28 protein-coding genes are annotated in these 22,629 nt (G+C 61.3%); 20 read left to right on the forward strand and 8 right to left on the reverse strand.

The features are described 5' to 3' along the window. Positions 1–398: ISAs1 family transposase (locus FHS48_RS06650; RefSeq protein ID WP_184263008.1), on the reverse strand; the 398-nt coding region annotated here is incomplete at its 3' end. Positions 399–885: 487 nt separating this feature from the next. On the opposite strand from FHS48_RS06650, the gene rpoH reads away from it, so the two are divergent. Then, the gene (rpoH, locus tag FHS48_RS06655) at positions 886–1,797 is read left to right on the forward strand and encodes an RNA polymerase sigma factor RpoH (RefSeq protein ID WP_184262644.1); all 912 of its coding nucleotides are present in this window, start codon (positions 886–888) and stop codon (positions 1,795–1,797) included. A gap of 296 nt (positions 1,798–2,093) precedes the next feature. Continuing rightward, a complete protein-coding gene (locus FHS48_RS06660) occupies positions 2,094–2,432 on the forward strand; it encodes a P-II family nitrogen regulator (protein ID WP_184262646.1) in 339 nt (112 codons plus the stop codon). Between the two features lie 60 nt (positions 2,433–2,492). Here the strand turns inward: FHS48_RS06660 and FHS48_RS06665 are convergent, their stop codons facing one another. Beyond that, the gene (locus FHS48_RS06665) at positions 2,493–3,332 is read right to left on the reverse strand and encodes a sterol desaturase family protein (protein WP_184262648.1); all 840 of its coding nucleotides are present in this window, start codon (positions 3,330–3,332) and stop codon (positions 2,493–2,495) included. Between the two features lie 157 nt (positions 3,333–3,489). On the opposite strand from FHS48_RS06665, the gene FHS48_RS06670 reads away from it, so the two are divergent. After that, positions 3,490–4,194, forward strand: a complete 705-nt coding sequence (locus tag FHS48_RS06670) for a Crp/Fnr family transcriptional regulator (protein WP_311769097.1) — start codon at positions 3,490–3,492, stop codon at positions 4,192–4,194. Between the two features lie 110 nt (positions 4,195–4,304). Here FHS48_RS06670 and grxD read toward each other — a convergent pair whose 3' ends face one another. The 3 genes from grxD to FHS48_RS06685 all read right to left on the reverse strand — a co-directional run bounded on the left by grxD (position 4,305) and on the right by FHS48_RS06685 (position 6,429). After that, positions 4,305–4,640, reverse strand: coding sequence for a Grx4 family monothiol glutaredoxin (grxD, locus tag FHS48_RS06675; RefSeq protein ID WP_184262654.1), 336 nt, complete (start codon positions 4,638–4,640; stop codon positions 4,305–4,307). Positions 4,641–4,764: 124 nt separating this feature from the next. Continuing rightward, on the reverse strand, positions 4,765–5,688 hold the full coding sequence (rarD, locus tag FHS48_RS06680) for an EamA family transporter RarD (RefSeq protein ID WP_184262656.1): 924 nt from the start codon (positions 5,686–5,688) through the stop codon (positions 4,765–4,767). A gap of 153 nt (positions 5,689–5,841) precedes the next feature. Continuing rightward, positions 5,842–6,429, reverse strand: a complete 588-nt coding sequence (locus FHS48_RS06685; RefSeq protein WP_184262658.1) for a class I SAM-dependent methyltransferase — start codon at positions 6,427–6,429, stop codon at positions 5,842–5,844. Positions 6,430–6,505: 76 nt separating this feature from the next. Here FHS48_RS06685 and FHS48_RS06690 point away from each other — a divergent pair, with 76 nt between their 5' ends. Then, positions 6,506–7,015: a DUF1178 family protein gene (locus FHS48_RS06690; protein WP_184262660.1), complete on the forward strand. Its 510-nt coding sequence runs from the start codon at positions 6,506–6,508 to the stop codon at positions 7,013–7,015. Positions 7,016–7,181: 166 nt separating this feature from the next. Next, positions 7,182–8,642: a TrkH family potassium uptake protein gene (locus tag FHS48_RS06695; RefSeq protein WP_184262662.1), complete on the forward strand. Its 1,461-nt coding sequence runs from the start codon at positions 7,182–7,184 to the stop codon at positions 8,640–8,642. A gap of 43 nt (positions 8,643–8,685) precedes the next feature. On the opposite strand, the gene FHS48_RS06700 is transcribed toward FHS48_RS06695, so the two are convergent. Next, entirely contained in the window at positions 8,686–9,057 is a 372-nt protein-coding gene (locus tag FHS48_RS06700) for a pilus assembly protein N-terminal domain-containing protein (protein WP_184262664.1), read from the reverse strand. Between the two features lie 160 nt (positions 9,058–9,217). Between FHS48_RS06700 and purB the strand changes: the two genes are divergently transcribed. Beyond that, complete coding sequence (gene purB, locus FHS48_RS06705; protein ID WP_184262666.1) at positions 9,218–10,531, forward strand: adenylosuccinate lyase; 1,314 nt, start codon at positions 9,218–9,220, stop codon at positions 10,529–10,531. 108 nt (positions 10,532–10,639) lie between these two features. On the opposite strand, the gene FHS48_RS06710 is transcribed toward purB, so the two are convergent. After that, on the reverse strand, positions 10,640–10,966 hold the full coding sequence (locus FHS48_RS06710) for a DUF1476 domain-containing protein (protein WP_184262668.1): 327 nt from the start codon (positions 10,964–10,966) through the stop codon (positions 10,640–10,642). Between the two features lie 160 nt (positions 10,967–11,126). Between FHS48_RS06710 and FHS48_RS06715 the strand changes: the two genes are divergently transcribed. Further along, a complete protein-coding gene (locus FHS48_RS06715) occupies positions 11,127–11,897 on the forward strand; it encodes an NRDE family protein (protein WP_184262670.1) in 771 nt (256 codons plus the stop codon). 6 nt (positions 11,898–11,903) lie between these two features. On the opposite strand, the gene FHS48_RS06720 is transcribed toward FHS48_RS06715, so the two are convergent. Next, positions 11,904–12,128 carry a hypothetical protein gene (locus tag FHS48_RS06720; RefSeq protein ID WP_184262672.1) on the reverse strand — a complete coding sequence of 75 codons (225 nt, stop codon included), beginning with the start codon at positions 12,126–12,128 and terminating at the stop codon, positions 11,904–11,906. Between the two features lie 280 nt (positions 12,129–12,408). On the opposite strand from FHS48_RS06720, the gene FHS48_RS06725 reads away from it, so the two are divergent. The 13 genes from FHS48_RS06725 (at position 12,409) to grxC (ending at position 22,629) form a co-directional block, all read left to right on the forward strand. Then, on the forward strand, positions 12,409–12,813 hold the full coding sequence (locus FHS48_RS06725; protein ID WP_260402382.1) for a helix-turn-helix domain-containing protein: 405 nt from the start codon (positions 12,409–12,411) through the stop codon (positions 12,811–12,813). A 223-nt stretch (positions 12,814–13,036) separates the two neighbouring features. After that, positions 13,037–13,804: a phosphoribosylaminoimidazolesuccinocarboxamide synthase gene (gene purC, locus FHS48_RS06730; protein WP_184262674.1), complete on the forward strand. Its 768-nt coding sequence runs from the start codon at positions 13,037–13,039 to the stop codon at positions 13,802–13,804. Positions 13,805–13,902: 98 nt separating this feature from the next. Beyond that, on the forward strand, positions 13,903–14,145 hold the full coding sequence (gene purS / locus FHS48_RS06735) for a phosphoribosylformylglycinamidine synthase subunit PurS (protein ID WP_019643728.1): 243 nt from the start codon (positions 13,903–13,905) through the stop codon (positions 14,143–14,145). 98 nt (positions 14,146–14,243) lie between these two features. Further along, on the forward strand, positions 14,244–14,936 hold the full coding sequence (gene purQ / locus FHS48_RS06740) for a phosphoribosylformylglycinamidine synthase subunit PurQ (RefSeq protein WP_184262676.1): 693 nt from the start codon (positions 14,244–14,246) through the stop codon (positions 14,934–14,936). After that, positions 14,936–17,134: a phosphoribosylformylglycinamidine synthase subunit PurL gene (gene purL, locus FHS48_RS06745; protein WP_184262678.1), complete on the forward strand. Its 2,199-nt coding sequence runs from the start codon at positions 14,936–14,938 to the stop codon at positions 17,132–17,134. The genes purQ and purL overlap by 1 nt, the downstream gene beginning before the upstream one ends. A gap of 251 nt (positions 17,135–17,385) precedes the next feature. After that, the gene (locus FHS48_RS06750) at positions 17,386–17,619 is read left to right on the forward strand and encodes a BolA family protein (RefSeq protein WP_184262680.1); all 234 of its coding nucleotides are present in this window, start codon (positions 17,386–17,388) and stop codon (positions 17,617–17,619) included. A 111-nt stretch (positions 17,620–17,730) separates the two neighbouring features. Next, positions 17,731–18,651 (forward strand): methyltransferase domain-containing protein, encoded by a 921-nt coding sequence (locus tag FHS48_RS06755; RefSeq protein ID WP_184262682.1) that lies wholly within the window; start codon positions 17,731–17,733, stop codon positions 18,649–18,651. A 9-nt stretch (positions 18,652–18,660) separates the two neighbouring features. Continuing rightward, positions 18,661–19,380: a DNA/RNA nuclease SfsA gene (sfsA, locus tag FHS48_RS06760; RefSeq protein WP_184262684.1), complete on the forward strand. Its 720-nt coding sequence runs from the start codon at positions 18,661–18,663 to the stop codon at positions 19,378–19,380. Positions 19,381–19,433: 53 nt separating this feature from the next. Next, the gene (gene map, locus FHS48_RS06765; RefSeq protein ID WP_184262686.1) at positions 19,434–20,234 is read left to right on the forward strand and encodes a type I methionyl aminopeptidase; all 801 of its coding nucleotides are present in this window, start codon (positions 19,434–19,436) and stop codon (positions 20,232–20,234) included. A 21-nt stretch (positions 20,235–20,255) separates the two neighbouring features. Then, complete coding sequence (gene radC, locus FHS48_RS06770) at positions 20,256–20,948, forward strand: RadC family protein (protein ID WP_184262687.1); 693 nt, start codon at positions 20,256–20,258, stop codon at positions 20,946–20,948. Positions 20,949–21,034: 86 nt separating this feature from the next. Then, positions 21,035–21,499, forward strand: coding sequence for a MarR family winged helix-turn-helix transcriptional regulator (locus tag FHS48_RS06775; RefSeq protein ID WP_184263010.1), 465 nt, complete (start codon positions 21,035–21,037; stop codon positions 21,497–21,499). Positions 21,500–21,531: 32 nt separating this feature from the next. Beyond that, a complete protein-coding gene (locus FHS48_RS06780) occupies positions 21,532–22,251 on the forward strand; it encodes a ComF family protein (protein ID WP_184262689.1) in 720 nt (239 codons plus the stop codon). Positions 22,252–22,374: 123 nt separating this feature from the next. Beyond that, entirely contained in the window at positions 22,375–22,629 is a 255-nt protein-coding gene (gene grxC, locus FHS48_RS06785) for a glutaredoxin 3 (protein WP_184262691.1), read from the forward strand.

A 22,629-nucleotide genomic window follows, 5' to 3' on the forward strand; every position in this document is an offset into this window, starting at 1 on the left:
GCCGACGCGAACGCCGTCACCACCGCCAGCGGGTTGGAGCGGGCCGCGTCGTCGAAGGACCGTCGCAGCGTCTTGCCGTCGATGGCGATCACACCCTCTCCGGCTGCCCCCAGCTCATTGAGGAAGCGCCCGAAACACGCCGCAAAAGCCGCCGGGTCAAGCAGCCGAAAAATGCGCGAGAAGGTGTCGTGGCTTGGCACCCCATGCTCCAGCCGCAGGAACTCGCGGAACAAGTCCTCTCGGTCCACGGCAAAGTCAGCAAAATCCGAGCAGCTTTCCGCTCCGCACACTGTCGCCGTCAGCGCAATCGTCAATATCTCAAGAAGATCATGCCGTGTGGCATTGCCGGTCCGAGGGTCCGGCAGCGCGTCGAACGCCTTGTCAAACCATGACATCAGGGGGGCTCCTGCCTTCGCTGAGGGAGCCCCCTAAAGAATCCTTTTTAGCGCTCAGCGCTACTCGCTTCTTTCAAATGCGATGACCGTGGCCCCGGTTTCGACCGGATCTCCGGGAAAAACGGCAGGGAGATCTGCCCGCATGGGGAGGTGGAATCCGCGCTGGCATCATTGCTGACGATTGGGGCGTTCTGATGGCGGGGTATGTGGAATATTATACTTGATTAAAAAAGTCGGTTATAATGAATGGCGCGGGTCTGATCCGCTGTGTGGCTGTGTTCGTATTGTGTTTTGCATCGAACCGCTGAGCCGTTCGCGAAGAGTTTAAAAATTAATTCGCGAAAAATTTTCCCTTTGATAAATCCTGCAAATTTCATTCAGGAAGCATTCAGGTTCATCCCTGTAGACAGGTACCATGAATTCGGCGGTGAACCGGTCGGCCTCAGGTGGCGTATAGGTTCATGAACTGATGGAGATGGAGGGTTATCCCATGGCAAAATCTGGTGTGAGCATTCCTATGATTGCCGCAGAGGGTGGGTTGACCCGGTACATGGACCAGATCAAGCGCTTCCCGCTGCTGAGCCCTGAGGAAGAGCAGGATCTGGCGCACCGGTACCGTGACAGTGGAGAGGAAGAGGCCGGTCACCGTCTGGTGACCAGTCACCTCCGGCTGGTGGCGCGTATTGCCATGGGCTACCGCTTCTATGGCCTGCCGATGACGGACCTGATCTCTGAAGGCAATGTCGGCCTGCTGCGGGCAGTGAACAAGTTTGAACCGGAAAAAGGGTTCCGTCTCGCCACCTACGCGATGTGGTGGATCAAGGCCTCGATCAACGAATACGTCCTCAGCTCGTGGTCACTGGTGAAGGTCGGGACCGTGGCGGCACAGAAGAAGCTGTTCTTCAACCTGCGCCGCCTGAAGGCCCAGCTTGGCGTCTATGACGACACCAATCTGACCCGGGAGCAGGCTGACTGGATCGCCGAAGAGCTTTCCGTTCCGGTGGATGAAGTGTTCAGCATGAACCAGCGGCTGTCCCGTCAGGACACCTCGCTGAACCTTCCGGTCGGTGAGGAAGGCGACATGCAGCGGATGGATCTGCTGGTCGATGACCGTGCCGATCAGGAAGAGGTTCTCGGAAATCAGCAGGAACGACGCCTCGGCACCGTTCTGCTGCGGGATGCGATGGAGCAGCTGAACGACCGTGAGCGGCATATCATTACCGAGCGCCGTCTGCGGTCTTCGCCGATCACTCTGGAAGATCTCGGCCGTCACTATGGCATTTCGCGGGAGCGGGTCCGGCAGATTGAAAACCGGGCGTTCTCCAAGCTCCAGTCGGCAGTCCGCAAGGCTGCCGAAGCCCTCGAAGGGCGGGGTCGCCGGATTGAGTGTGCCCCGGTCTGATTGCCCCTGTCTGATGCGTTTGGTGTCTGATGTGTCTGGTCCATGAGGGGCCGGGGCGGCGTCTGCCGGAGCGGACAAGGCCCCGGGTGTCAGGTGTACCCTGTTTGGTCATCACTGGGGGCTGATTCCTTGCACGGGATCGGCCCCTTTTTTACGGGGCTCTGCATCCCGCACCGCTTTCCCCTTGCCGGAAATCGCGCTGCCCACCACAGTGGGCGGACCTGCCGGGGTGTCAGGCAAGGCCTGAAGCGTGCGGGCTGGCAGGGAATGAAAAGCGCGGAACGGGAGACGCGGCAATGAAACTGGTTACGGCGATCATCAAGCCCTTCAAGCTGGAAGATGTGCGCGAGGCGCTGGGCGAGATCGGCATTCAGGGGATGACGGTCAGCGAGGTTAAGGGCTACGGGCGGCAGCGCGGCCAGACTGAGATTTACCGTGGCGCGGAATATGTCGTGAATTTCCTGCCCAAGGTCCGGCTGGAGATCGTCGTCAATGATGATCTGGCCGATAAGGTGGTGGAAACCATTCAGGCAACAGCCCGGTCCGGTAAGATCGGGGATGGCAAGATTTTCGTGATGGATATCGGGCGGGCGGTGCGGATCCGCACCGGGGAGCAGGACGAAGAGGCCCTGTAACCTCCTCATCCCTTTTTGCTGAAGGCGGGTTCCGGCGGGGCAATGCTCCGACCGGGCCTGTCAGTCCTGTTTCCCGGGGAGGTGCCCGGTAGGGGGATGGCGGGGCGTCTTCAGCGGCTGAAGCAGCAGGCGGACCGGGGCCTGATCGTGTGGCGACCGAAAGTCGGGCAGCCCGACAGCCATCGTCTCCTGCGGCTGGCGCGGGGTATGGCGCAGGGTCCCGGCCAGACGGTCCCAGAGGGACAGGCAGAAGCCAAAGTTGCTGTCTGTCTCCTGCCGCTCCGGGGAGTGATGAATCCGGTGCAGGTCCGGCGTGATCACCAGCAGGCGCAAAAACCGGTCCAGCCGCTGCGGCAGCCGGATGTTGGCATGAGTCATCAGGGCCGTGGAGCTGAGAAGGATCTCGAAGGTGACGATTGCCGTGGCGGGAATGCCGAGCAGAATGACCGCCCCACTTTTCAGCAACAGCGAAAGCAAGATTTCCACCGGATGAAAGCGGACCGCTGTGGTGGCGTCCATTTCCGGATCGCTGTGATGGACACGGTGCAGGCGCCACAGCCATGGCAGATGATGGAAGATCAGGTGTTGTGCCCAGATCATGCCATCCAGCAGGACCACGGACACCCAGAATGGCAGAAGGTCCGGCAGCGGAACCAGCCGGAACAGACCGTTTCCGGCCTGCTCGGCCCATAACGCTGCGGCAACCGGCGACAGGCTGCTGATGGCCTGCCCGCACAGGCTGCCCAGAGCGCTCAGGCTGAGATTGCCGACCCAACGCGGCTGCCGGTGCTGTTTTGTGTTGCGGCGGGGCCACAGGGTCTCTGCGGTCATCAGGCAGAGCAGAAGCCCGATGAACAGGAAGAGGCGGGTGGCCGGAAGAGACGGGAGAACGTCGGTCATTGAAGTCAGTGAACGGTATTTTCTGTCTGCCGACAAGAAAAACACGCTGTCATGCGACGTGTAAGACCATGGTATGACGCATAATCGGTTGCAGCGGCGGCGCAGCTGTGCGACGACAGGGGGGCAGTTTGGCATGCCAGCGGGGAGAGATCTGAACGTGGCCGACGAGATTGCGCAGAACAGCCTTGACGGTATTGACCTTCTGGCACCTCTGTCCCCGGATGAGCGGGCAGCCGTGGCCCGTCAGTGCCGCTGGCGGCGTTATGCTCCGCAGGAACAGATCATCGACCGCCAGAGTCAGAACCGCGATGTCTATCTGGTGATCAAGGGATCCGTCCGGATCGTTATCTATTCCCTTTCGGGCAAAGAGCTGACGCTGGACGATCTGGGGGCCGGATATTATTTCGGTGAACTGGCCGCCATCGACGGTCATCCCCGTTCCGCCAGCGTGATGGCACTGGTGGAGACACAGGTGGCGGTGCTGCCTGCGGAAGTCTTCATGCGGTTGGTGACCACCCATGAGGGGATGATGCATATGCTGCTGAAGCGGCTGGCATCCATGGTCCGGACCTCGACGGACCGCATCATTGATCTGTCAACGCTGGGGGCCAATAACCGGGTCCATGCGGAGCTGTTGCGTCAGGCCCGGGTCGCCGGGATCGGCGACGATGGCAGCGCCGTACTGTCGCCGATTCCGGTTCACGGTGATATCGCCAGCCGGGTTTCCACAACCCGTGAAACGGTTGCCCGGGTGCTGAACGATCTGGCCCGCCAGCGTCTGGTGCGGCGGGACCGCGACGCGCTGGTGATTCTCGATGTCGAAAAGCTGGAAGAGATCGTGGAAAGCGTGCGGGGGGAATAACTCCCGGGGGGGGCTTCACGGCTCCGCTTTAGGCCTTCCTCATCGTGCCGGGAGGGCACAAAAAAACCCCGCCGAGTGAGGCGGGGTTTTTGTTGGTGCAGAACAGAGGCTTACTGCCCCATTTCCACGCCTTTTTCCTCGAACAGCTTGGCGAGGTCGCCGCTGGCGGCCATCTCGCGGACGATGTCGCAGCCACCGACGAACTCACCCTTGACGTACAGCTGCGGGAAGGTCGGCCAGGAGGAATATTCCTTCAGGCCCTGACGCATGTCGTCATTTTCCAGAATGTTGACGGTCTTGTACTTCACGCCGAAATGGTTCAGCACCTGCACCACGGCGGCGGAAAAGCCGCACTGCGGAAACATGGCGCTGCCCTTCATGAACAGAAGCACCGGGTTGGCGTCAACTTCAGCCTGAATCTGCTGGAAGAGCGGATTATCCGACATTCTATGTCGCCTTTCGCATGGGCCGGATGAACACCATCCGGGTCAGTAACGGTTGGGTGAGGATATGCGGGGCAAAACCGCCGCCGTCAATAGCTTTGCCGCAGTTGCCCTGCCTTGACTGCTGTCAAGCAGTCTCTGTGCCGGGGGTTTTGCGACGGAGCAGTGGCAGGGAATAGACCACCACGCCAGCCCAGATCAGGCCGAAGGTGATGGCGTGGGCGGTTGTAAAGGGCTCGCGGAAAACAAGGACGGCAACGGCAAGCTGGACTGTCGGGCTCATGTACTGCATCAGGCCGAGGGTGGAAAGGCGGAGGGTGCGGGCACCGACCCCGAACAGATACAGGGGCAGCGCGGTCCACAGCGGGCAACCGATGGCGAGAAGGGCCAGCAGATGCCAGTCAGCCCCCGGCAGCAGCAGCCCGGAGAAGAAACCGGCACCGAGGCTTTCCTTCCAGAGCAGCCAGCCAATCGCAAAGGGGGTCAGCAGCAGGGTTTCAACAAACAGGCCGGTCAGGCTGTCTGCCGGAGCCATTTTGCGGATCAGCCCATAGATGCCAAAAGTCAGGGCCAGAGACAGGGTAATCCACGGCAGTTTTCCCAGACCGGCAATCATCACGCCGACACCGGCGCAGACCAGAAGGACGGCAAGACCTTGCTGGCGGGAGAACCGTTCCTTGAGAAAAACTGCGCCAAGAGCAAGCGTCACCAGCGGGAAAACGTAGTATCCAAGGCTTCCATACAGGGCCTGATGGGAGTTGATGGCATAAACAAAAATAAGCCAGTTCACCGAGACCATTACGGCGGAAGAAGTGAAGACGACAAGCCGCCTCGGGGTCCGGAGGATCTCCAGAACCTGCGCCGGGCGGTTTCCGCGCAGCATGAACGGCAGCATTGCCAGCACGCTCCACAGGATGCGGTGGCTGATGATCTCATCCGGGGGCAATGCCGCCAGAGACCGGAAGAACAGACCGGATCCACCCCACAGGCAATAGGCGCCAAGGGCGGCCAGAAGTCCGGTCCGCTGGGAGGGAGAATGGGCAGAAGACATGGGGAGTCATCCGAGAGGGCAGGGGAACCACACCTACCGGAAGCGGAATAAATCGCAAGGTTTTTTGGGGTGCAGAGCTTTCAGGATGGAGGATTTTCTTAAAGTAAGAGATTAAAAAACTAATCTATTGATCTGTTTTAAATCATATATATATCAATCGCATGGTTCTGCTAAGGGCAACAAAACCGGAGTCTCACCCCGGATCGCGGCGATCCGGGAAATCACCCGGTTTTCTCCGTTGCGGCAAACCGTTCCGGTCTCGTAGGCGATAACCTGCAAGGGATATGTGCGCTCAAGCAGCTCCCCGGCGCGTAAGAGATGGTCGGGGTTTCTGGGGCGACCGAAGTGTTCATTCCCTTGGGCAAATGTTTCGTACAGCAGGATTCCGCCGGGGGAGACGGCCTCGATCAGGGCGGGGAAAAGCGGCCGGTGCAGGTAGTTGGTGACGATCACCGCATCAAAGGCCCCGGGGGGAAAAGGCCAGGACATGCCCGGGCCGTCACCCGGCATTTCCAGATCATGGGCAATCACGGTGGCTCGCCCGGTCAGGTCGGCAACACCGGAAGGGTCGCGGTCTATGAAGGTGACGTCGCAGCCTGAGTCCAGAAACAGCCGACCATGCCGCCCGCGGCCGCAGGCAACATCGATGACGCGGGAGCCCGGTGGGATCAGTGAGGAAAACCGCCGGATCCATCCGGACGGGGGCAGGGCCGGGGCCGGGTGCTGACTTTGGCTTGTCATGATGCCTCATGATGGTTAAATGCTTGTCTCCCCGGCCTTGGGCCGGGGGCGGATGCAAGGGCGATGACGACCGCAGATGATCAAGTACGAACTGCTGTGCGAGCATGACCATACCTTTGAAAGCTGGTTCCGTGACAGTGCGGCCTACGACCGCATGGCGGAGCAGGGGGTATTGCAGTGCCCGGAGTGCGGCAGTACCCGCGTTTCCAAGGCGCTGATGGCACCGCGTCTGGCCCGGAAGAAGGGCCATGATGACCGGGAGGATGCCCGCCGACGGAGCGCCGCGGCAACGGCAGCGGCCGTTGTCGGCCAGATGGCTGCTGCTGCCCCGAAGATCCCTGCGGAGGCCGGAGGGGAGATGCCGGACCCTGCTGCGGTGCGGCAGGTGCTGCGGACCGTCAAGGCCTATGTTGAGCAGAACTTTGATTATGTTGGGAATACCTTCGCCGAGGAAGCCCGTAAGATTCACTACGGCGAAAGCGATGCCCGTGCTATTTATGGCGAAGCAACGCCGGAAGAGCAGGCGTCTTTGCAGGAGGAAGGGGTAGAAATTTACACCCTGCCAGTCCCGCAGGATGATGCCTGAGCCTTGTTCCGGTGTTGGTGTGAAGTGCGGAAACGGCTGAAATCGGGGGATTTCCAAGGGCAGGCCGTTTTCATGACACGGGCGCGGATGGGTGGCTTGCCTGCCTGCCGCCGGAAAAGCTAATCGGGGAGGATGGCGTGACAGGCGCCATCAGCAGGCAACAATCATGAACCAACCCGCATTTACCCTGAAGCCGGTCCTGTTTGTCCTGGGGGAGCTGCTGGCCATTCTGGGCGTGTTCATGGTCGTGCCGGGCCTTGTGGATGCCTGGTCCGGCGATGCCGACTGGATGGGGTTTTTCATCGCCGGTGGCTTCACCGCGCTGATTGGTCTGATGCTGGTGTTTGCCAATTTCGAGCGCCACCTGACCCTCAACCGCCGTCAGGCCTTTCTGTTGACCGTCTTGTCGTGGGTGGGGATTTCCGCTTTTTCGGCGATGCCCTTCACTTTCTCCCGCCTGTCCCTGAGTTATACCGATGCCCTGTTTGAGGCCGTTTCCGGGTTGACCACCACGGGATCTACCGTGATCACCGGTCTGGACGTGGCCCCGCCAGGAATTCTGCTGTGGCGCTCGCTGCTGCACTGGCTGGGGGGGATCGGGATTGTGGTGATGGCCATCTCCCTGCTGCCGTTCCTGCGGGTCGGCGGGATGCAGCTGTTTAAGATGGAAAGTTCCGACACCAACGATAAGGTCGTGGCCCGTGTCAGTCAGTTCACTCTGTCTCTGGTGCTGATCTACGCCGGGTTGACCGCCCTGTGCTGTGTGGCGCTGGTTCTGGCCGGTATGACGTTTTTCGAGGCCATTAACCATGCGATGGCGACCATTTCCACCGGCGGTTTCTCAACCTCGGATGCCTCTGTCGGGCATTTCAACAGTCTGGCGGTAAACTGGATCATTATCATCTTCATGATTGCCGGTGGCCTGCCGATCACCCTGTTCATCCGCGCCCTGCGTGGCGGTGGCTTCTCTGCGTTCAATGAGACGCAGGTCCGTGGTTTTCTGATTTTTGCACTGTTCGCGACGCTGGTGCTGACCGGGGAGCAGGTTTTCCGGGGGGCGGAGGATGTGTTTGCCACCTTCACCCATGTTGCGTTCATGGTGGTGACGATTGTGACCACCACCGGGTTTGCCAGTACGGATTATACCCTGTGGGGGCATTTTGCCGTGGCCTGTGCCTTTGCGCTGACGTTCGTCGGGGCCTGCACCGGATCAACCGCCGGGGGGATCAAGATCTTCCGGTTCCAGATTGCCTGGAAGCTGTATCGCTCCCATATTCACCGGCTGATCAGCCCCAACGCGGTCGAGGTGGCCCGGTTCGGGGATCGCCGCATTACCGAAGACGTTTCCGCCTCGGTGATGCTGTTCTTCTTCGTTTACATCGGCACCGTCGGGGCGATTACCCTGTTTCTGGCCTCTGTGGGGCTGGATTGGGTGACGGCGGTCAGCGGTGCGGCAACGGCGGTGGGCAACGTTGGCCCCGGCCTTGGCAACATCATCGGGCCAGCCGGTAATTTTCAGGCGCTGCCGGATGCCGCCAAATGGGCGCTGTCCTTGGGGATGCTGTTGGGCCGTCTGGAGTTTTTCTCCATTCTGGTCCTGCTATCAGCTCGGTTCTGGAAGGCCTGAGGGGGAATGCTGTATCACTGGAAGGGGTGTTGCGCCCCTTCCGTCAGTGGGTTTTCTCAACAACCACGCTCAGCTGACTGTTCCACACCGGGGTCAGGGTTTTGTCTGCGACGGTGATTTCCGTGACCCCGATGTTTCTGCCGATGATGAACAGGCGGTTTGCGCCCTGAAGGTAAACATCAGCCACTTCCGGATGGGACAGAATAACCGCCTGCCCCGGCTGGGTCAGCCGGATCACCTCGATGGTGCCGACCACCACTTCCATATCTTCCCGCAGATTGGGGTCGATGATCGGTTCTTTCTGCTTCATCTTCTCCCACGGCATCATGAATTCCTGCGCCGAAACCCCGGAGAACGGGGCCAGCAGCAGGAGAATGCTCAGGCATGTTGCTGTGGTGCGGACCGCGCGGGCCATGGGCCGGTTCCCTTCTGTTGCCGGAAATTCCGGGCACTATCATCCAAAAATATTAAAAACACGGCAACAGCGGCGATGCCTGCGTTGAGAAAACCGCCGTCTTGGCCTATAAGGCCCACAGTTTCCCTCCCGGCAGGTCACAGCAGACAGGATAGCAGACATGATTCCTCGTTACTCCCGCCCCGAAATGGTCGCCATCTGGGATCCGGCCAACAAGTTCAAGATCTGGTTTGAGATTGAAGCCTATGCCTGTGATGCGCAGGCCAAGCTGGGGGTGATTCCGGAAAGCGCCGCCAAGGCGGTGTGGGAACGCGGCAATAAGCCCTATACCCCGGAACGGATCGCCCGGATTGATGAGATTGAGGCCGTCACCAAGCATGACGTCATCGCCTTCACCACCGAGCTGGCCGAACACATCGGGGATGACGCCCGTTTCGTCCATCAGGGCATGACCTCTTCCGACGTGCTGGATACCTGTCTGGCCGTGCAGATGGTGCAGGCCGCCGATCTGCTGCTGAAGGATATGGACGCCCTTCTGGCCGCGCTGAAGACCCGGGCGATGGAACACAAGCTGACCGTCTGCATGGGGCGCAGCCACGGCATCCATGCCGAGCCGGTGACGATGGGGCTGAAGTTTGCCGGGTTCCATGCTGAATTCCAGCGTGGGCGGGAACGCCTGCTGCGCGCCCGCGAAAACATTGCCACCTGCGCCATTTCCGGTGCGGTCGGCACCTTCGCCAATATCGACCCGTTCGTCGAAGAATATGTGGCGGAAAAGCTGGGTCTGAAGCCGGAGCCGCTGTCCACTCAGGTGATTCCGCGTGACCGTCACGCTGAATACTTCGCGGCCATGGGCGTGGTCGCCTCGTCGATCGAACGGGCGGCGACCGAGATCCGCCACCTCCAGCGCACGGAAGTGCGTGAGGCTGAGGAGTTCTTCTCCAAGGGGCAGAAGGGCAGCTCGGCGATGCCGCACAAGCGCAATCCGGTGCTGACTGAAAACCTGACCGGTCTGGCCCGGATCGTCCGTTCCGCCGTGGTGCCGGCCCTGGAAAACGTTGCCCTGTGGCACGAGCGTGATATCAGCCACTCCTCGGTGGAGCGGATGATCGGCCCTGATGCCACCATCACCCTCGACTTTGCTCTGGCCCGCCTGACCAATGTGATCGCCAATCTGGTGCTTTATCCGGATGCGATCGACCGCAATCTGAACCAGATGGGTGGTCTGGTGTTCAGCCAGCGTGTGCTGTTGGCCCTGACGCAGGCCGGTGTCAGCCGCGAGGACTCTTACCGTCTGGTGCAGCGCAATGCCATGAAGGTATGGGAAGGCCAGGGGGATCTGCTGTCGATCCTGAAGCAGGATGACGAAGTGACCGCGCGCATTCCGGTGCCGCAGCTGACTGAGCTGTTTGACCTTGGCTATCACACCAAGCATGTCGACACCATTTTCCGCCGTGTCTTCGGCGAAGCCTGAGCGTGTTTTCCCCCGGACGGCCATGCTGTCCGGGGGGACCACATACAAAAAGGGCCAGCTCCATAACGGGGCTGGCCCTTGTGTTATTTACGGACCGCAGAGGACAGATCAGCGGGCGGCATCGCCGTAGATCTGATCGCGGGCAATCGCCATCATCTTTTCCAGTTTGATGCGCAGACGGCCTTCGGTCATTTCAACGTTGTGATCGGTCAGGTCTTTCAGGACCTTGCGGATCACATCGTCATCGCCGGGCTCTTCCAGATCGGCGGCGACCACGGCGCGGGCATAGGCATCGGCGTCGGCAACGCCCATGGTCTCGGCAGCCCACAGGCCCAGCAGTTTGTTACGGCGGGCCCGGGCCCGGAATTCCAGTTCCTGATCCAGCTTGAACTTGGCTTCGAAAGCCTGTTCGCGATCGTGGAAGGCGTCAGCCATGGTGCGCGTTTCCTCGGATTAAACTATATGATACCGGTTTTCCCGGCTAAAAACGGGTCCGTTATACCCTTTGGGCTGCCGGTTCGGTACTTCTTTTTATGCAGTCTGCGGTTTTGGCGCGACAGGCGTTCAACAGGCGGCGGTCTGCGGAGGAACTGCGATGTGTACAGTTGTCATCCTGCGTCGCCCCGGGCATGCGTGGCCGGTCCTGATCGGGGCTAACCGCGATGAGATGCGGGACCGTCCGGTTCTGCCTCCGGGGCGTCACTGGGCCGACCGGCCGGAGGTGACAGCCGGTCAGGATCTGTTGGCCGGTGGGTCGTGGATGGGGCTGAATGATCATGGTGTCATGGCGGCAATCCTGAACCGGTTCGGCACGCTGGGGCCTGCCGCCGACAAGCGGTCCCGCGGTGAGCTGGTTCTGGAGGCCTTGGATCATGCTGATGCTGCCGACGCCGTCATGGCGCTGGCAGAGCTGGATGGCCGGGCTTACCGCCCGTTCAACATGATTGTCGCCGACAACACCCACGGGTGGTGGCTGCGCCATGCCGACCGGGCTGACGGAATTATCGAGGCGTTGCCGTTGCCGGATGGCCTGTCAATGATCACAGGATTTGATCTGAACGATACCGGGGCGGATCCGCGTCTTCGCCATAATCTGCCTGCGTTCCACGCGGCGGCGGTGCCGGAGCCGGAGGCGGGCAGCTGGTCGGGTTGGATGTCCCTGCTGGCCAGCCGCGATGCGGGCGGGGCGGAGAATGATCCCCGCACCGCCATGTGTTTTCTGCGGCCGAATGGGTTCGGGACGGTTTCATCCAGCCTGATGGCTCTTCCGGCCGTGGGGGCGGCGGACCCGGCGGTGTGGCTCTATGCGGCCGGACCGCCGGATCAGGCGGAATGGACACCTGTCCCGATGATGGGGCCGGGCTGAGGCCGGTCAGGCGCGGCCGGGGCGGGCAACCACCAGCACTTCGACGGTCGTTTCCGGAGCCCGCAGCTGAAGGCGGCTGGCGCCGACAACATCGGTCAGCCAGAATACGCCGTCGTCGGTGGTGCAGCGGTAAACCAGCGCGGGGGTGCCATCAAGGGCGCTGACCGGCCCGAAAGCGGTGTTGTGGGGAACGCCGGTCAGGGTCAGGGGGGCGAGGGTGGTGCGGACCATGGTGTGGTCTCCTTATGGCTTTTGTTGTTTGTTTTGGTTTTGCTTGTTTGTGGGGTGGTGTCAGGGGCAGGGTTCTGTGGGGAATGTGCGCACCCTGTACGCTCTTAATATGCGCATACAGTGCGCAAAATTCAATAGACATTATGCACTAAGTGCGCCTAAAGTTGCCACCGGTACCGTGAGTTCCTTCGGGAAACACAGTACATCCCTGTTTTGAAATGACTTCTTGATGCTCTGCCTGCATCATACAGTCCTCTGCCCTTTTTGACCGGAGCGCCGCATGGCTACGATGTCACCGAAGGATTTCCGCCGCTGGCGTAAGGCGATGGATCTGTCGCAGAAAGATGCCGCCGAAGCCCTTGGCCTGAAACGCCGGGTCGTCCAGTATTACGAAAAGGGCGAGCGGGACGGCGAAAGCGTTGATATCCCTAAATATGTCCGCCTTGCCTGCTACGCCCTGATGCAAGGGGTGAAGGACTATAAGGGGCCGCCGAAGGATGAGGCGGACGAGAGTGTGGCGGCTGCCGAATCGGATGTGGTTGAGCCCGCGAAGGCTGAGGCCGTTACCGGCCCGGCCCCGGTCAAGGAAAAACCGGGCAGGGCACCGGGGAAGGGCAGGGTCCGTAAAGCCGCAGGAAAGGCCGCCACGCCAGCACCGGCGGGCAATGTGGAAGATTCTGTCTGAAACCGGATCTTTTGAGTCATTCCCGGACCGAATGGCTGTTCTTCTGTCATAAAGCGCGTCGCAATCATTGTCGGGCGGGCCGACACCTGCTATACCGCACTCGAATCAGGAGACAATGCGCGGTCAGGCTATCGGTTTTACAGCCGCGCGGTCGTCTTTCCCCTCAGTTCATCCGGTCGCGGCGGGGTGTGCCGCTGCCGGGACCACAGCCGGACACCGCTCCATGGTACGTCGCAAGCAGATTTACGAAGGCAAGGCCAAGATCCTGTTCGAAGGGCCGGAGCCGGGGACCATCGTTCAGTACTTCAAGGATGATGCCACTGCCTTCAACAATCAGAAGAAGGGCACCATCACCGGGAAAGGGGTGCTGAATAACCGCATCACCGAGTACCTGTTCCAGAAGCTGGGCGAAATCGGCGTGCCGACCCACTTTATCCGTCGCCTGAACATGCGGGAGCAGCTGGTGCGGGAAGTGGAGATCATCCCGATCGAAGTGGTGATCCGTAACATTGCCGCGGGTTCGATCAGCAAGCGTTTCGCGATTCCGGAAGGCACACAGCTGCCGCGTTCCATCGTCGAGTACTATTACAAGAACGATGCCCTCGGCGATCCGCTGGTGTCGGAAGAGCATGTCACGGCTTTCGGCTGGGCAACCATCCAGGAACTCGACGAGATCCTGTCCCTCAGCCTGCGCGTCAATGACTACCTGTCCGGTCTGTTCCTCGGCATCGGCCTGAAGCTGGTTGACTTCAAGCTGGAATTTGGCCGGGTGCAGCACGAAAACGGGGAAGTGCAGATCATTCTGGCTGACGAGATCAGCCCGGATAACTGCCGCCTGTGGGACACCAAGACCAACGAGAAGATGGATAAGGACCGCTTCCGCCGCGATATGGGCGGTGTGGAAGAGGCTTATCAGGAAGTTGCCCGTCGCCTCGGCATCATGCCGGAAGGTGGCCCGCGTGATATGCCGGGTCCGGCAACCATGCAGTAAAGACGACAGGGGCCGCCGTGCGCGGCCCCTTCGCCTATTGTTCCCCCTGTTTCTCCCCCTTTCCATTTTTTGATCTTTCCTGACGAGAGGATTTTCCCGTGAAGGCCAAGGTACACGTCACTCTGAAGAACGGCGTTCTCGACCCGCAGGGCAAGGCGATTCAGCATGCTCTGGGTTCGCTCGGTTTCTCTGGCGTCGATGACGTGCGCCAGGGCAAGTACATTGAACTCGATCTGGCGGAAACCGATGCCGCCAAGGCCCGTGAGGCCGTCGAGCGGATGTGCAAGGAACTGCTCGCCAATACCGTGATCGAGAACTACGCCATCTCCATCGAGGGCTGATCGGCGCGGATGCCGGAGGCGGAGCCGGAGGATGTTCCGTGGCTCGCCGACCCCCTGCGCTGACTTCTCAATCCACTGATATTGAAGCGAGACGTGACATGAAAGCCGCCGTCATTGTCTTCCCTGGTTCCAACTGCGACCGTGACCTCGCAGTGGCCTTGGAAAAAAGTTCGGGCAAGGCCCCGATCATGCTGTGGCACCGGGAAACCGAAGTGCCGCAGGGTCTTGACCTGATCGCCGTCCCCGGCGGGTTCTCCTACGGGGATTACCTGCGGTCCGGCGCCATGGCCGCCCACAGCCCGGTGATGCGTGAAGTGAAGCGCATGGCCGAAAAGGGCGTGCGCGTTCTGGGCGTCTGCAACGGCTTCCAGATCCTGACCGAAGCCGGTCTGCTGCCCGGTGCGCTGATGCGCAACCGTGACCTGAAGTTCATCTGCCGCGATGTGCACCTGAAGGTCGAAAACACCGAAACCGCCTTCACCCGCCCTTACACCAAGGGGCAAGTGGTGCGTTTCCCGGTCGCCCATCATGACGGCAACTTCTTTGCCGATGACGAGCTGCTGAAGCGGATTGAGGGCAACGGGCAGGTTGCCTTCCGCTATGCCGGTGCCGATGGCACGGTCTCCGACGCCACCAACATCAACGGCAGCCGTAACAACATTGCCGGGATCGTCAACGGGAAGGGCACCGTGCTCGGCATGATGCCGCACCCGGAACGCCTGATCGAGCCGAAGCTTGGCGGCGCTGACGGCAAGCCGATGTTTGACGCTCTGGTGGAGGCCCTGTCGTAATGAGCAAGATCACCCCTGAAATCGTCGCTCAGCACGGGCTGACCGCCGATGAATACAAGCTCGTGCTCGACATTATGGGCCGCGAGCCGAACCTGACCGAACTGGGCATCTTCTCGGTGATGTGGTCGGAGCACTGCTCCTACAAGTCTTCGAAGAAGTGGCTGAAGACCCTGCCGACCAAGGCGCCGTGGGTCATCTGCGGTCCGGGTGAAAACGCCGGTGTCATCGACATCGGGGAAAATCTGGCCGCCATCTTCAAGATGGAAAGCCACAACCACCCGTCGTTCATCGAACCCTATCAGGGTGCGGCGACCGGTGTCGGCGGCATTCTGCGCGACGTGTTCACCATGGGGGCCCGTCCGGTCGCCAACCTGAACGCCCTGCGTTTTGGCTCGCCGGACCACGCCAAGACCCGCCATCTGGTGTCCGGCGTGGTGTCGGGCATCGGTGGTTATGGCAACTGCGTCGGCGTGCCGACCGTTGGCGGGGAAGTGAACTTCCACTCCTCCTACAACGGCAACATCCTCGTCAACGCCATGACCGTTGGCGTCGCCCAGCAGGATAAGATTTTCTATTCCGCCGCTGCCGGGATCGGCAATCCGGTGGTGTATGTCGGCTCCAAGACCGGCCGCGACGGTATTCATGGGGCCACCATGGCCTCGGCGGAATTCAATGCGGATTCCGAGGAAAAGCGCCCGACCGTGCAGGTCGGCGACCCGTTCACCGAAAAACTGCTGATCGAAGCCTGCATGGAACTGATGGCCACCGATGCCATCGTCGCCATTCAGGACATGGGCGCTGCCGGTCTGACCTCCTCCTCCTTCGAAATGGCGTCCAAGGGCGGCATGGGCGTGGAGCTGGAGCTGGACAAGGTGCCGATGCGTGAAACCGGCATGACCCCGTATGAGCTGATGCTCTCGGAGTCGCAGGAACGCATGCTGATGGTGCTGGTGCCCGGCAAGGAAGACATGGCCCGCGCCATCTTCGAAAAGTGGGAACTGGACTTTGCCGTTATCGGCACCCTGACCGATACCGGCCGGATGGTGCTGAAGTGGCACGGCGAAGTGGTCGGTGACCTGCCGATTGATCCGCTGGCCGCTGCCAGCCCGGAATATGACCGTCCGTGGATTCCGACCCCGAAGGCACCGGAAGTTCAGCCGTCTGACGTGACCGAGCTGGCGTGGAACGAGGCTCTGGCCCGTCTGATCGCCTCGCCGGACCTCGCCAGCCGCCGCTGGATCTGGGAACAGTACGACCACATGGTGATGGGCGACACCGTCGGCCGCCCGGGTGGCGATGCCAGTGTGGTGCGCCTGCACAGGTCCAACCGTGGTCTGGCCGTGACCACAGACTGCACCCCGCGTTATGTGAAGGCCGATCCGGTCGAGGGCGGCAAGCAGGCCGTGGCCGAAACCTGGCGTAACATCACCGCCGTCGGTGGCCGTCCGCTGGCGATCACCGACAACATGAACTTCGGCAACCCGGAAAAGCCGGAGATCATGGGCCAGTTCGTCGGGGCCTGTCAGGGCATCGGCGAAGCCTGTATCGCGCTGGACTATCCGGTCGTGTCGGGCAACGTCTCGCTGTACAACGAAACCGCCGGTCAGGCCATTCTGCCGACCCCGGCCATCGGTGGCGTCGGTCTGGTTGATGACCTCGACAAGACTGCCAGCATTCCGTTCAAGGCCGAAGGTCAGGTTCTGGTGCTGTTCGGGCAGGGCGATCGCAAGGGCTGGCTGGGTCAGTCCCTGTACCTGCGTGAAATCGCCGGTCGTGAAGAAGGTGCTCCGCCGCCGGTGGATCTGGTGCTGGAACGCAAGGTCGGTGACTTTGTCCGTGGCGTGATCACGGCGAGTGATACCAATACCGTGCATGACATTGCCGATGGCGGTCTGCTGGTGGCGGTTGCCGAAATGGCGATGTCCTCGGGCATCGGCGCGGCGTTGACCGTCGATTTCGGCGGCCCGCTGCATGCGGCGCTGTTCGGTGAAGATCAGGCCCGTTATGTGGTTGCCGTTGATGCCGCGAAGGTTGATGCGGTGCTGGCGCAGGCTGCCGCTGCCGGGGTTCCGGCGGTGAAGATCGGCGTCACCGGCGGTGATGCTCTGTCGGTCAACGGTGGTGTTGCCGTGCCGGTTAAGGCCCTGCGCGATGCCAACGAAGCCTGGTTGCCTGAGTACATGTCCCACGGTGCCTGATGTGGCACCCCCTCCGGCTCCATGATGGGACCGGGGGAGGGATTACCCCTTGCTGATGCCCCGTCCGATGGCTATCTCCAGTGCGTCAGCACCGGCCATCGGGCGGGGCATCTGCCGTTCCGGCCCTCCGTTTCGGCTCCCTGTTCCGGCCCGTTGCATTTCCTGCTGCCGTTCAGCGGGGAAAACAGTGTAGTCTTAGAAGCGGTTATCTAACCGCATAAAACCAAATGCGCTTCAGAGGGAGACAGACCATGGCCATGGATGCCGCCGATATCGAAAAGATGATCAAGGAAGCGCTGCCGGATGCCGATGTGACCATCGAAGACCTGCGGGGCGATGGCGATCACTATGCCGCGCTGGTGATTTCCAAGGAGTTTGTCGGCAAGAGCCGCGTGCAGCAGCACCAGATGGTTTATGCCGCGCTGAAGGGAAAGATGGGCGGGGAACTGCATGCGTTGGCGTTGCAGACGCAGGCCCCGGCCTGATTTTCCGCAGAATACCCGGATGAATGCAGGGGCGGGCAGCCATGGGTGCCCGCCCTTTTGAAACAGGCGGATCCCGGGACATCTGTTCCGGGGTGATAAAGGATCAGGGCTTTGGTTCATCAGGTCTTTGACCGTCGGGCGGTATCCCGGCATCAGGCCCGCGCCGCAGGGGCCTTTCAGGAGTTCTCCTTTCTGGCGGAAGAGGTTGCCGACCGTTTGACCGAGCGCCTTGAGGATATCACCCGCAGCTTTCCCATTGCGGTTGATCTCGGCAGCCACGGCGGACTTCTGGCCCCACGCCTGCGCGGGCAGCACGGCATTGAGACCCTGATTTCCACCGATCTGGCCCCGGCCTTTGCAGCCCGGAGCCGTGGCCCTGCCGTGGCCTGCGATGAAGAAGCGCTGCCGTTTGCCAGCGGAACGCTGGATCTGGTCCTGTCCTCGCTGGCCCTGCATTGGGTCAATGACCTTCCGGGGGCTTTCGTCCAGATCCGTCAGGCGCTGAAGCCGGATGGCCTGTTCATCGGGGCCATGCTGGGGGGGGAAACCCTCAAGGAGCTGCGGGAGTGTCTGGTTGATGCCGAAGTTGAGCTTGAGGGGGGGCTGTCACCCCGCACATCCCCGCTGACCGATGTGCGGGATCTGGGGATGCTGTTGCAGCGGGCTGGCTTTGCCCTGCCGGTGGTTGATACCGACCGCATCACCGTCACCTATGGCTCCGCCCTGAAGCTGATGCAGGATCTGCGCGGCATGGGGGAAAGCAATGCCGTGTTGGAGCGGCGGAAAACCTTTTCCCGCCGGAACACCCTGCTGCGGGCGGCGCAGCTGTATCATGAGCGGTATGCGGGCCCTGACGGCCGGATTACCGCAACCTTTCAGGTGCTGTGGATGCTGGGCTGGGCCCCGGCAGAGAATCAGCCGCAGCCGAAGAAACCGGGCAGTGCCACCCACAGCCTTGCCGAAGCCCTGGGGGCGCAGGTCTGCGGTGTGGAGGCGTCCAGCCCTCTCGACGACACCAGCGGAAACGGCTAGGGTATTTGCATGCAATTCTCAACAGACCTGATCTCCGGCACCCTGATCAAGCGGTACAAGCGGTTTATGGCCGATGTTACGCTGGATGACGGGACCGTGGTGACCGCCCACACCGCCAATTCGGGCTCTATGCTCGGCTGCTCAACCCCGGGGTCGCGGGTGTGGCTGTCGCCAGCCAGCAACCCGGAGCGCAAGCTGAAGTACACCTGGGAAATGGTGGAGGTGGACGGGGCCCTGATCGGCGTTAACACCAGCCATCCCAATGCACTGGCGGCTGAGGCGATTCAGGCCGGTGCCATTGCCGAACTGACCGGTTACACCGGCCTGAAGCGGGAAGTGAAATACGGCAAGAACAGCCGCATTGATGTTTTCCTGACCGCAGACGGGCGCCCGGACTGCTATGTCGAGGTGAAGAACGTCACTCTGTTCCGGGATATGGCGGGCGGGCAGGGGGTTGCCCTGTTCCCCGATGCCGTCACCGAACGCGGGGCCAAGCATCTTCAGGAACTTTCCGATATGGTGGCTGAAGGCAAGCGGGCGGTGATGCTGTATATGGTGCAGCGGTCAGCGGTCGGGCTGGAACGGTTTGCCATTGCGGAAGACATTGATCCGACTTATGCCGAAGCCCTGCGCCGTGCCCGTGCCGCCGGTGTGGAGGCGCTCTGTTACACCTGCACTCTCAGTCCGCTGGGGATTGATGTTGGTGCGCCCCTGCCGGTTACCGTATAAACCGACGGTGCCCGTATCCATCTGTTTTTTGATCTGCTGAAAGCTGACTCCCGATGACCCGATCTGCCCGCCGCTCCGAAATCACCCTGCATGGCCCGGAAGGCTTCGCTGCCATGCGGGAAGCCGGACGCGTTGCCGCCGAGCTGCTTGACCACCTGACCCCCCATATCGTTCCGGGGATTACCACGGCGGCGATTGATGATCTGGTGGTGGCCTGGACTCAGGAGCGGAAGGTCCCGAACGGGCCGTTCGGATACCGGGGGTTTCCGCGTTCGGTCTGCACATCGGTCAACCATGTCGTCTGTCACGGGATCCCCGGTGATAAGAAACTGGATGATGGCGATATCATCAACATTGACGTCACCCCGATCGTCAATGGCTGGTATGGCGATACCAGCCGCATGTATTACGTCGGCAATCCCGGGGTTAAGGCCCGCAAGCTGGTGGAAGTGACCTACGAGTGCCTGATGCGGGGGATTGAGGCGGCTAAGCCCGGGGCGACGCTGGGCGATATCGGCCATGCCATTCAGACCTATGCCGAAGACAACCGCTTCTCGGTGGTCAAGGACTTCTGCGGGCATGGCGTCGGGCAGGTGTTCCACTGCGAACCGAGCGTGCTGCACTATGGCTCGCCCGGCACCGGGCTGGAACTGAAGCCGGGGATGATTTTCACCATCGAGCCGATGATCAATTCCGGCAAGGCCGATACGAAAGTTCTGGCCGACGGCTGGACCGCCGTGACCAAGGATCGGTCGCTGTCCGCCCAGTTTGAGCACACCATCGGCATTACCGAGGACGGCTGTGAAATTTTCACGCTGTCGCCGAAGGGCTGGCATTGCCCGCCGTATGCCTGATCTGCTGCCCGGATCCTTCCGATGTCTGAGACACCTGCCCCCCTTCACGCTGGCCACCGGCAGCGCCTGAAAGAACGCTTTCTCGCGTCCGTCCGGGCTGAAGCGCCGGAGGGGTTGCAGGATTATGAATATCTGGAGCTGCTGCTGTTCCTCGGGATTCCCCGCAAGGATGTCAAACCTCTGGCGAAGCAGCTGCTGGCCCGGTTCGGGTCTGTCGGGGCGGTGCTGACAGCGGAGCCGGATCAGCTGATTCCGATCACCGGTGAGTCCGCCGCCGTGGCCCTGAAGGCCGCCGCTGCGGCGGCACAATGGATGTTGCGGGAAGAGGTGGTCGGGCGGCCGATCCTCGGCTCGTGGGACCGGTTGCTTGATTACCTGCATGCAACGATGGCCTTCCGCGAAAAGGAGTGCTTCCGGCTGCTGTTTCTGGATCGTAAGAACAGATTGATCGCCGATGAGTTGCAACAGAAGGGGACCATCGACCACACGCCGGTATATCCGCGGGAAGTGGTGAAGCGGGCCTTGGATCTGGCCGCCAGTGCCATCATTCTGGTGCATAACCACCCCAGCGGCGACCCGCAGCCGTCGAAAGGGGATATCGCCATGACCCGGCAGATCCGTGATGCGGCGTTGCCTTTGGGGGTGATCGTTCACGATCACATCATTCTGTCGCCAACCGGCTACACGTCGTTTAAATCTGACGGATTGCTGTGAATTTTACGAATTTTCTTGTCGACCCGCCGCGTGGAGAGTAAGTAGCCGTAGTGGCAGTTTTGGGCAGCATGGGGTCAGTGCGTAAGATGTCCGGCTTAAGCGATACGACTTTCGGTCTGGTGCAGATTATTGAGCGTCTGCACCGCCATTATCTTGATGTCCTGCGGACCGAGCTACGGCGGCTGGGGATCGAAGAGATCAACGCGGTGCAGGCTCTGCTGCTGGCCAATATCGGAACCGAGGAAGTGGTGATCCGGGACCTGAAAGATCGCGGCTATTATCATGGCTCCAACGTTTCCTATAACATCAAAAAGCTGACGGAACTCGGCTATATCGGGCAGGAGCGTTGCTCCCACGACCGGCGGGCGATCCGGGTTGGCCTGACCGATAAGGGCATGGATCTGTGTGAGCGGATGCGGGAACTCCAGAAGCATCTGAGCGCCGAGATGGACGCTCTGGGCCTGCCGGATGCCAAGCTGACCGATGCCATGCGCGATCTGGAGACCGTGGAACGCTGCTGGACCGACTTTATCCGCTACGGGCGGCGCTGAGCCGGGTTTGCACAGCAGCGGGGTGAGGGCAGATGCTGTCTCCCGTCAGGCCGATCCTGCGGTTTGCTCTCAGCCTGATTATGCCGCATCGCTGCCTGCGGTGCGGCGAGACGGTGGGGGCGGCACCGGGGCTGTGTGCGGTCTGTTTTTCCAAAGTTGACTTTCTGGGAGAGGAAGGCTGCCCCTGCTGCGGGGTTTCCGTTCCTCAGCCCGGCCTGCTGTGCGGTGCCTGCCTGAAGCAGCCCCCGGTCTGGAGCCGGGCGCGCTCGGCATTTTCCTATACACCGGCCAGCCGGGACCTGATCCTGCGTTTCAAACATGCGGACGCCACCCATATGGCGCCAGTTCTGGCGGCCTGGCTGCACCGCGCCGGCGGAGCTCTCCTTCCGGAGGCCGATCTGCTGGTGCCGGTCCCTCTGCATTGGCGACGCCTGTTTTTCCGGCGGTACAATCAGTCGGCTCTTCTGGCCCGGCACCTTTCGGCCCTGTGTGGGGTGCCGGCCGATGTGACCGTTCTGAAACGGATCCGCCATACCACCCCACAGGGAACCCTGCGCCGGGGCCAGCGGCAAGACAATGTGCGCACGGCCTTCCGTGTGACTGTGCCATCCCGGGTGGCGGGAAAGCGGATTGTTCTGCTGGATGATGTTCTGACGACCGGCGCCACCGTGTCGGCCTGTGCCCGTGCCCTGCGGGCGGCGGGGGCGGCGGATGTGGCGGTGCTGACGCTGGCGCGGGTGATGCGGCCATAGGGCGGGGCATGCACCCGGTGCGCGGCAGCCTTGCCGCCGGGCTTTCACCTTTTCCTGTGGCCGCAAACTCTCTACAGTCAGGGTGTTTTTATGACGCCAACTCCCCGACCGACAGGACTGACGATGGCTTCTATCGAAATTTATACGTGGTCGCATTGCCCCTACTGCATCCGGGCCAAGGCCCTGCTGGACCGGAAGGGGGCTGCCTACACCGAGATTGACGTGCTGCACGACAGCGTCCGCAAAGCGGAAATGGAACAGCGGGCCGGGCGGACGTCCGTTCCGCAGATTTTCATCGATGGCAGGCACATCGGTGGCTGCGATGACCTGCATGCGCTGGATGCCAAGGGCGGCCTTGATCCGCTGCTGGGGGCGTAA

The organism is Novispirillum itersonii (genome assembly GCF_014205675.1).
In the GTDB taxonomy this organism is placed as follows: Bacteria; Pseudomonadota; Alphaproteobacteria; order Rhodospirillales; family Rhodospirillaceae; genus Novispirillum; species Novispirillum itersonii_A.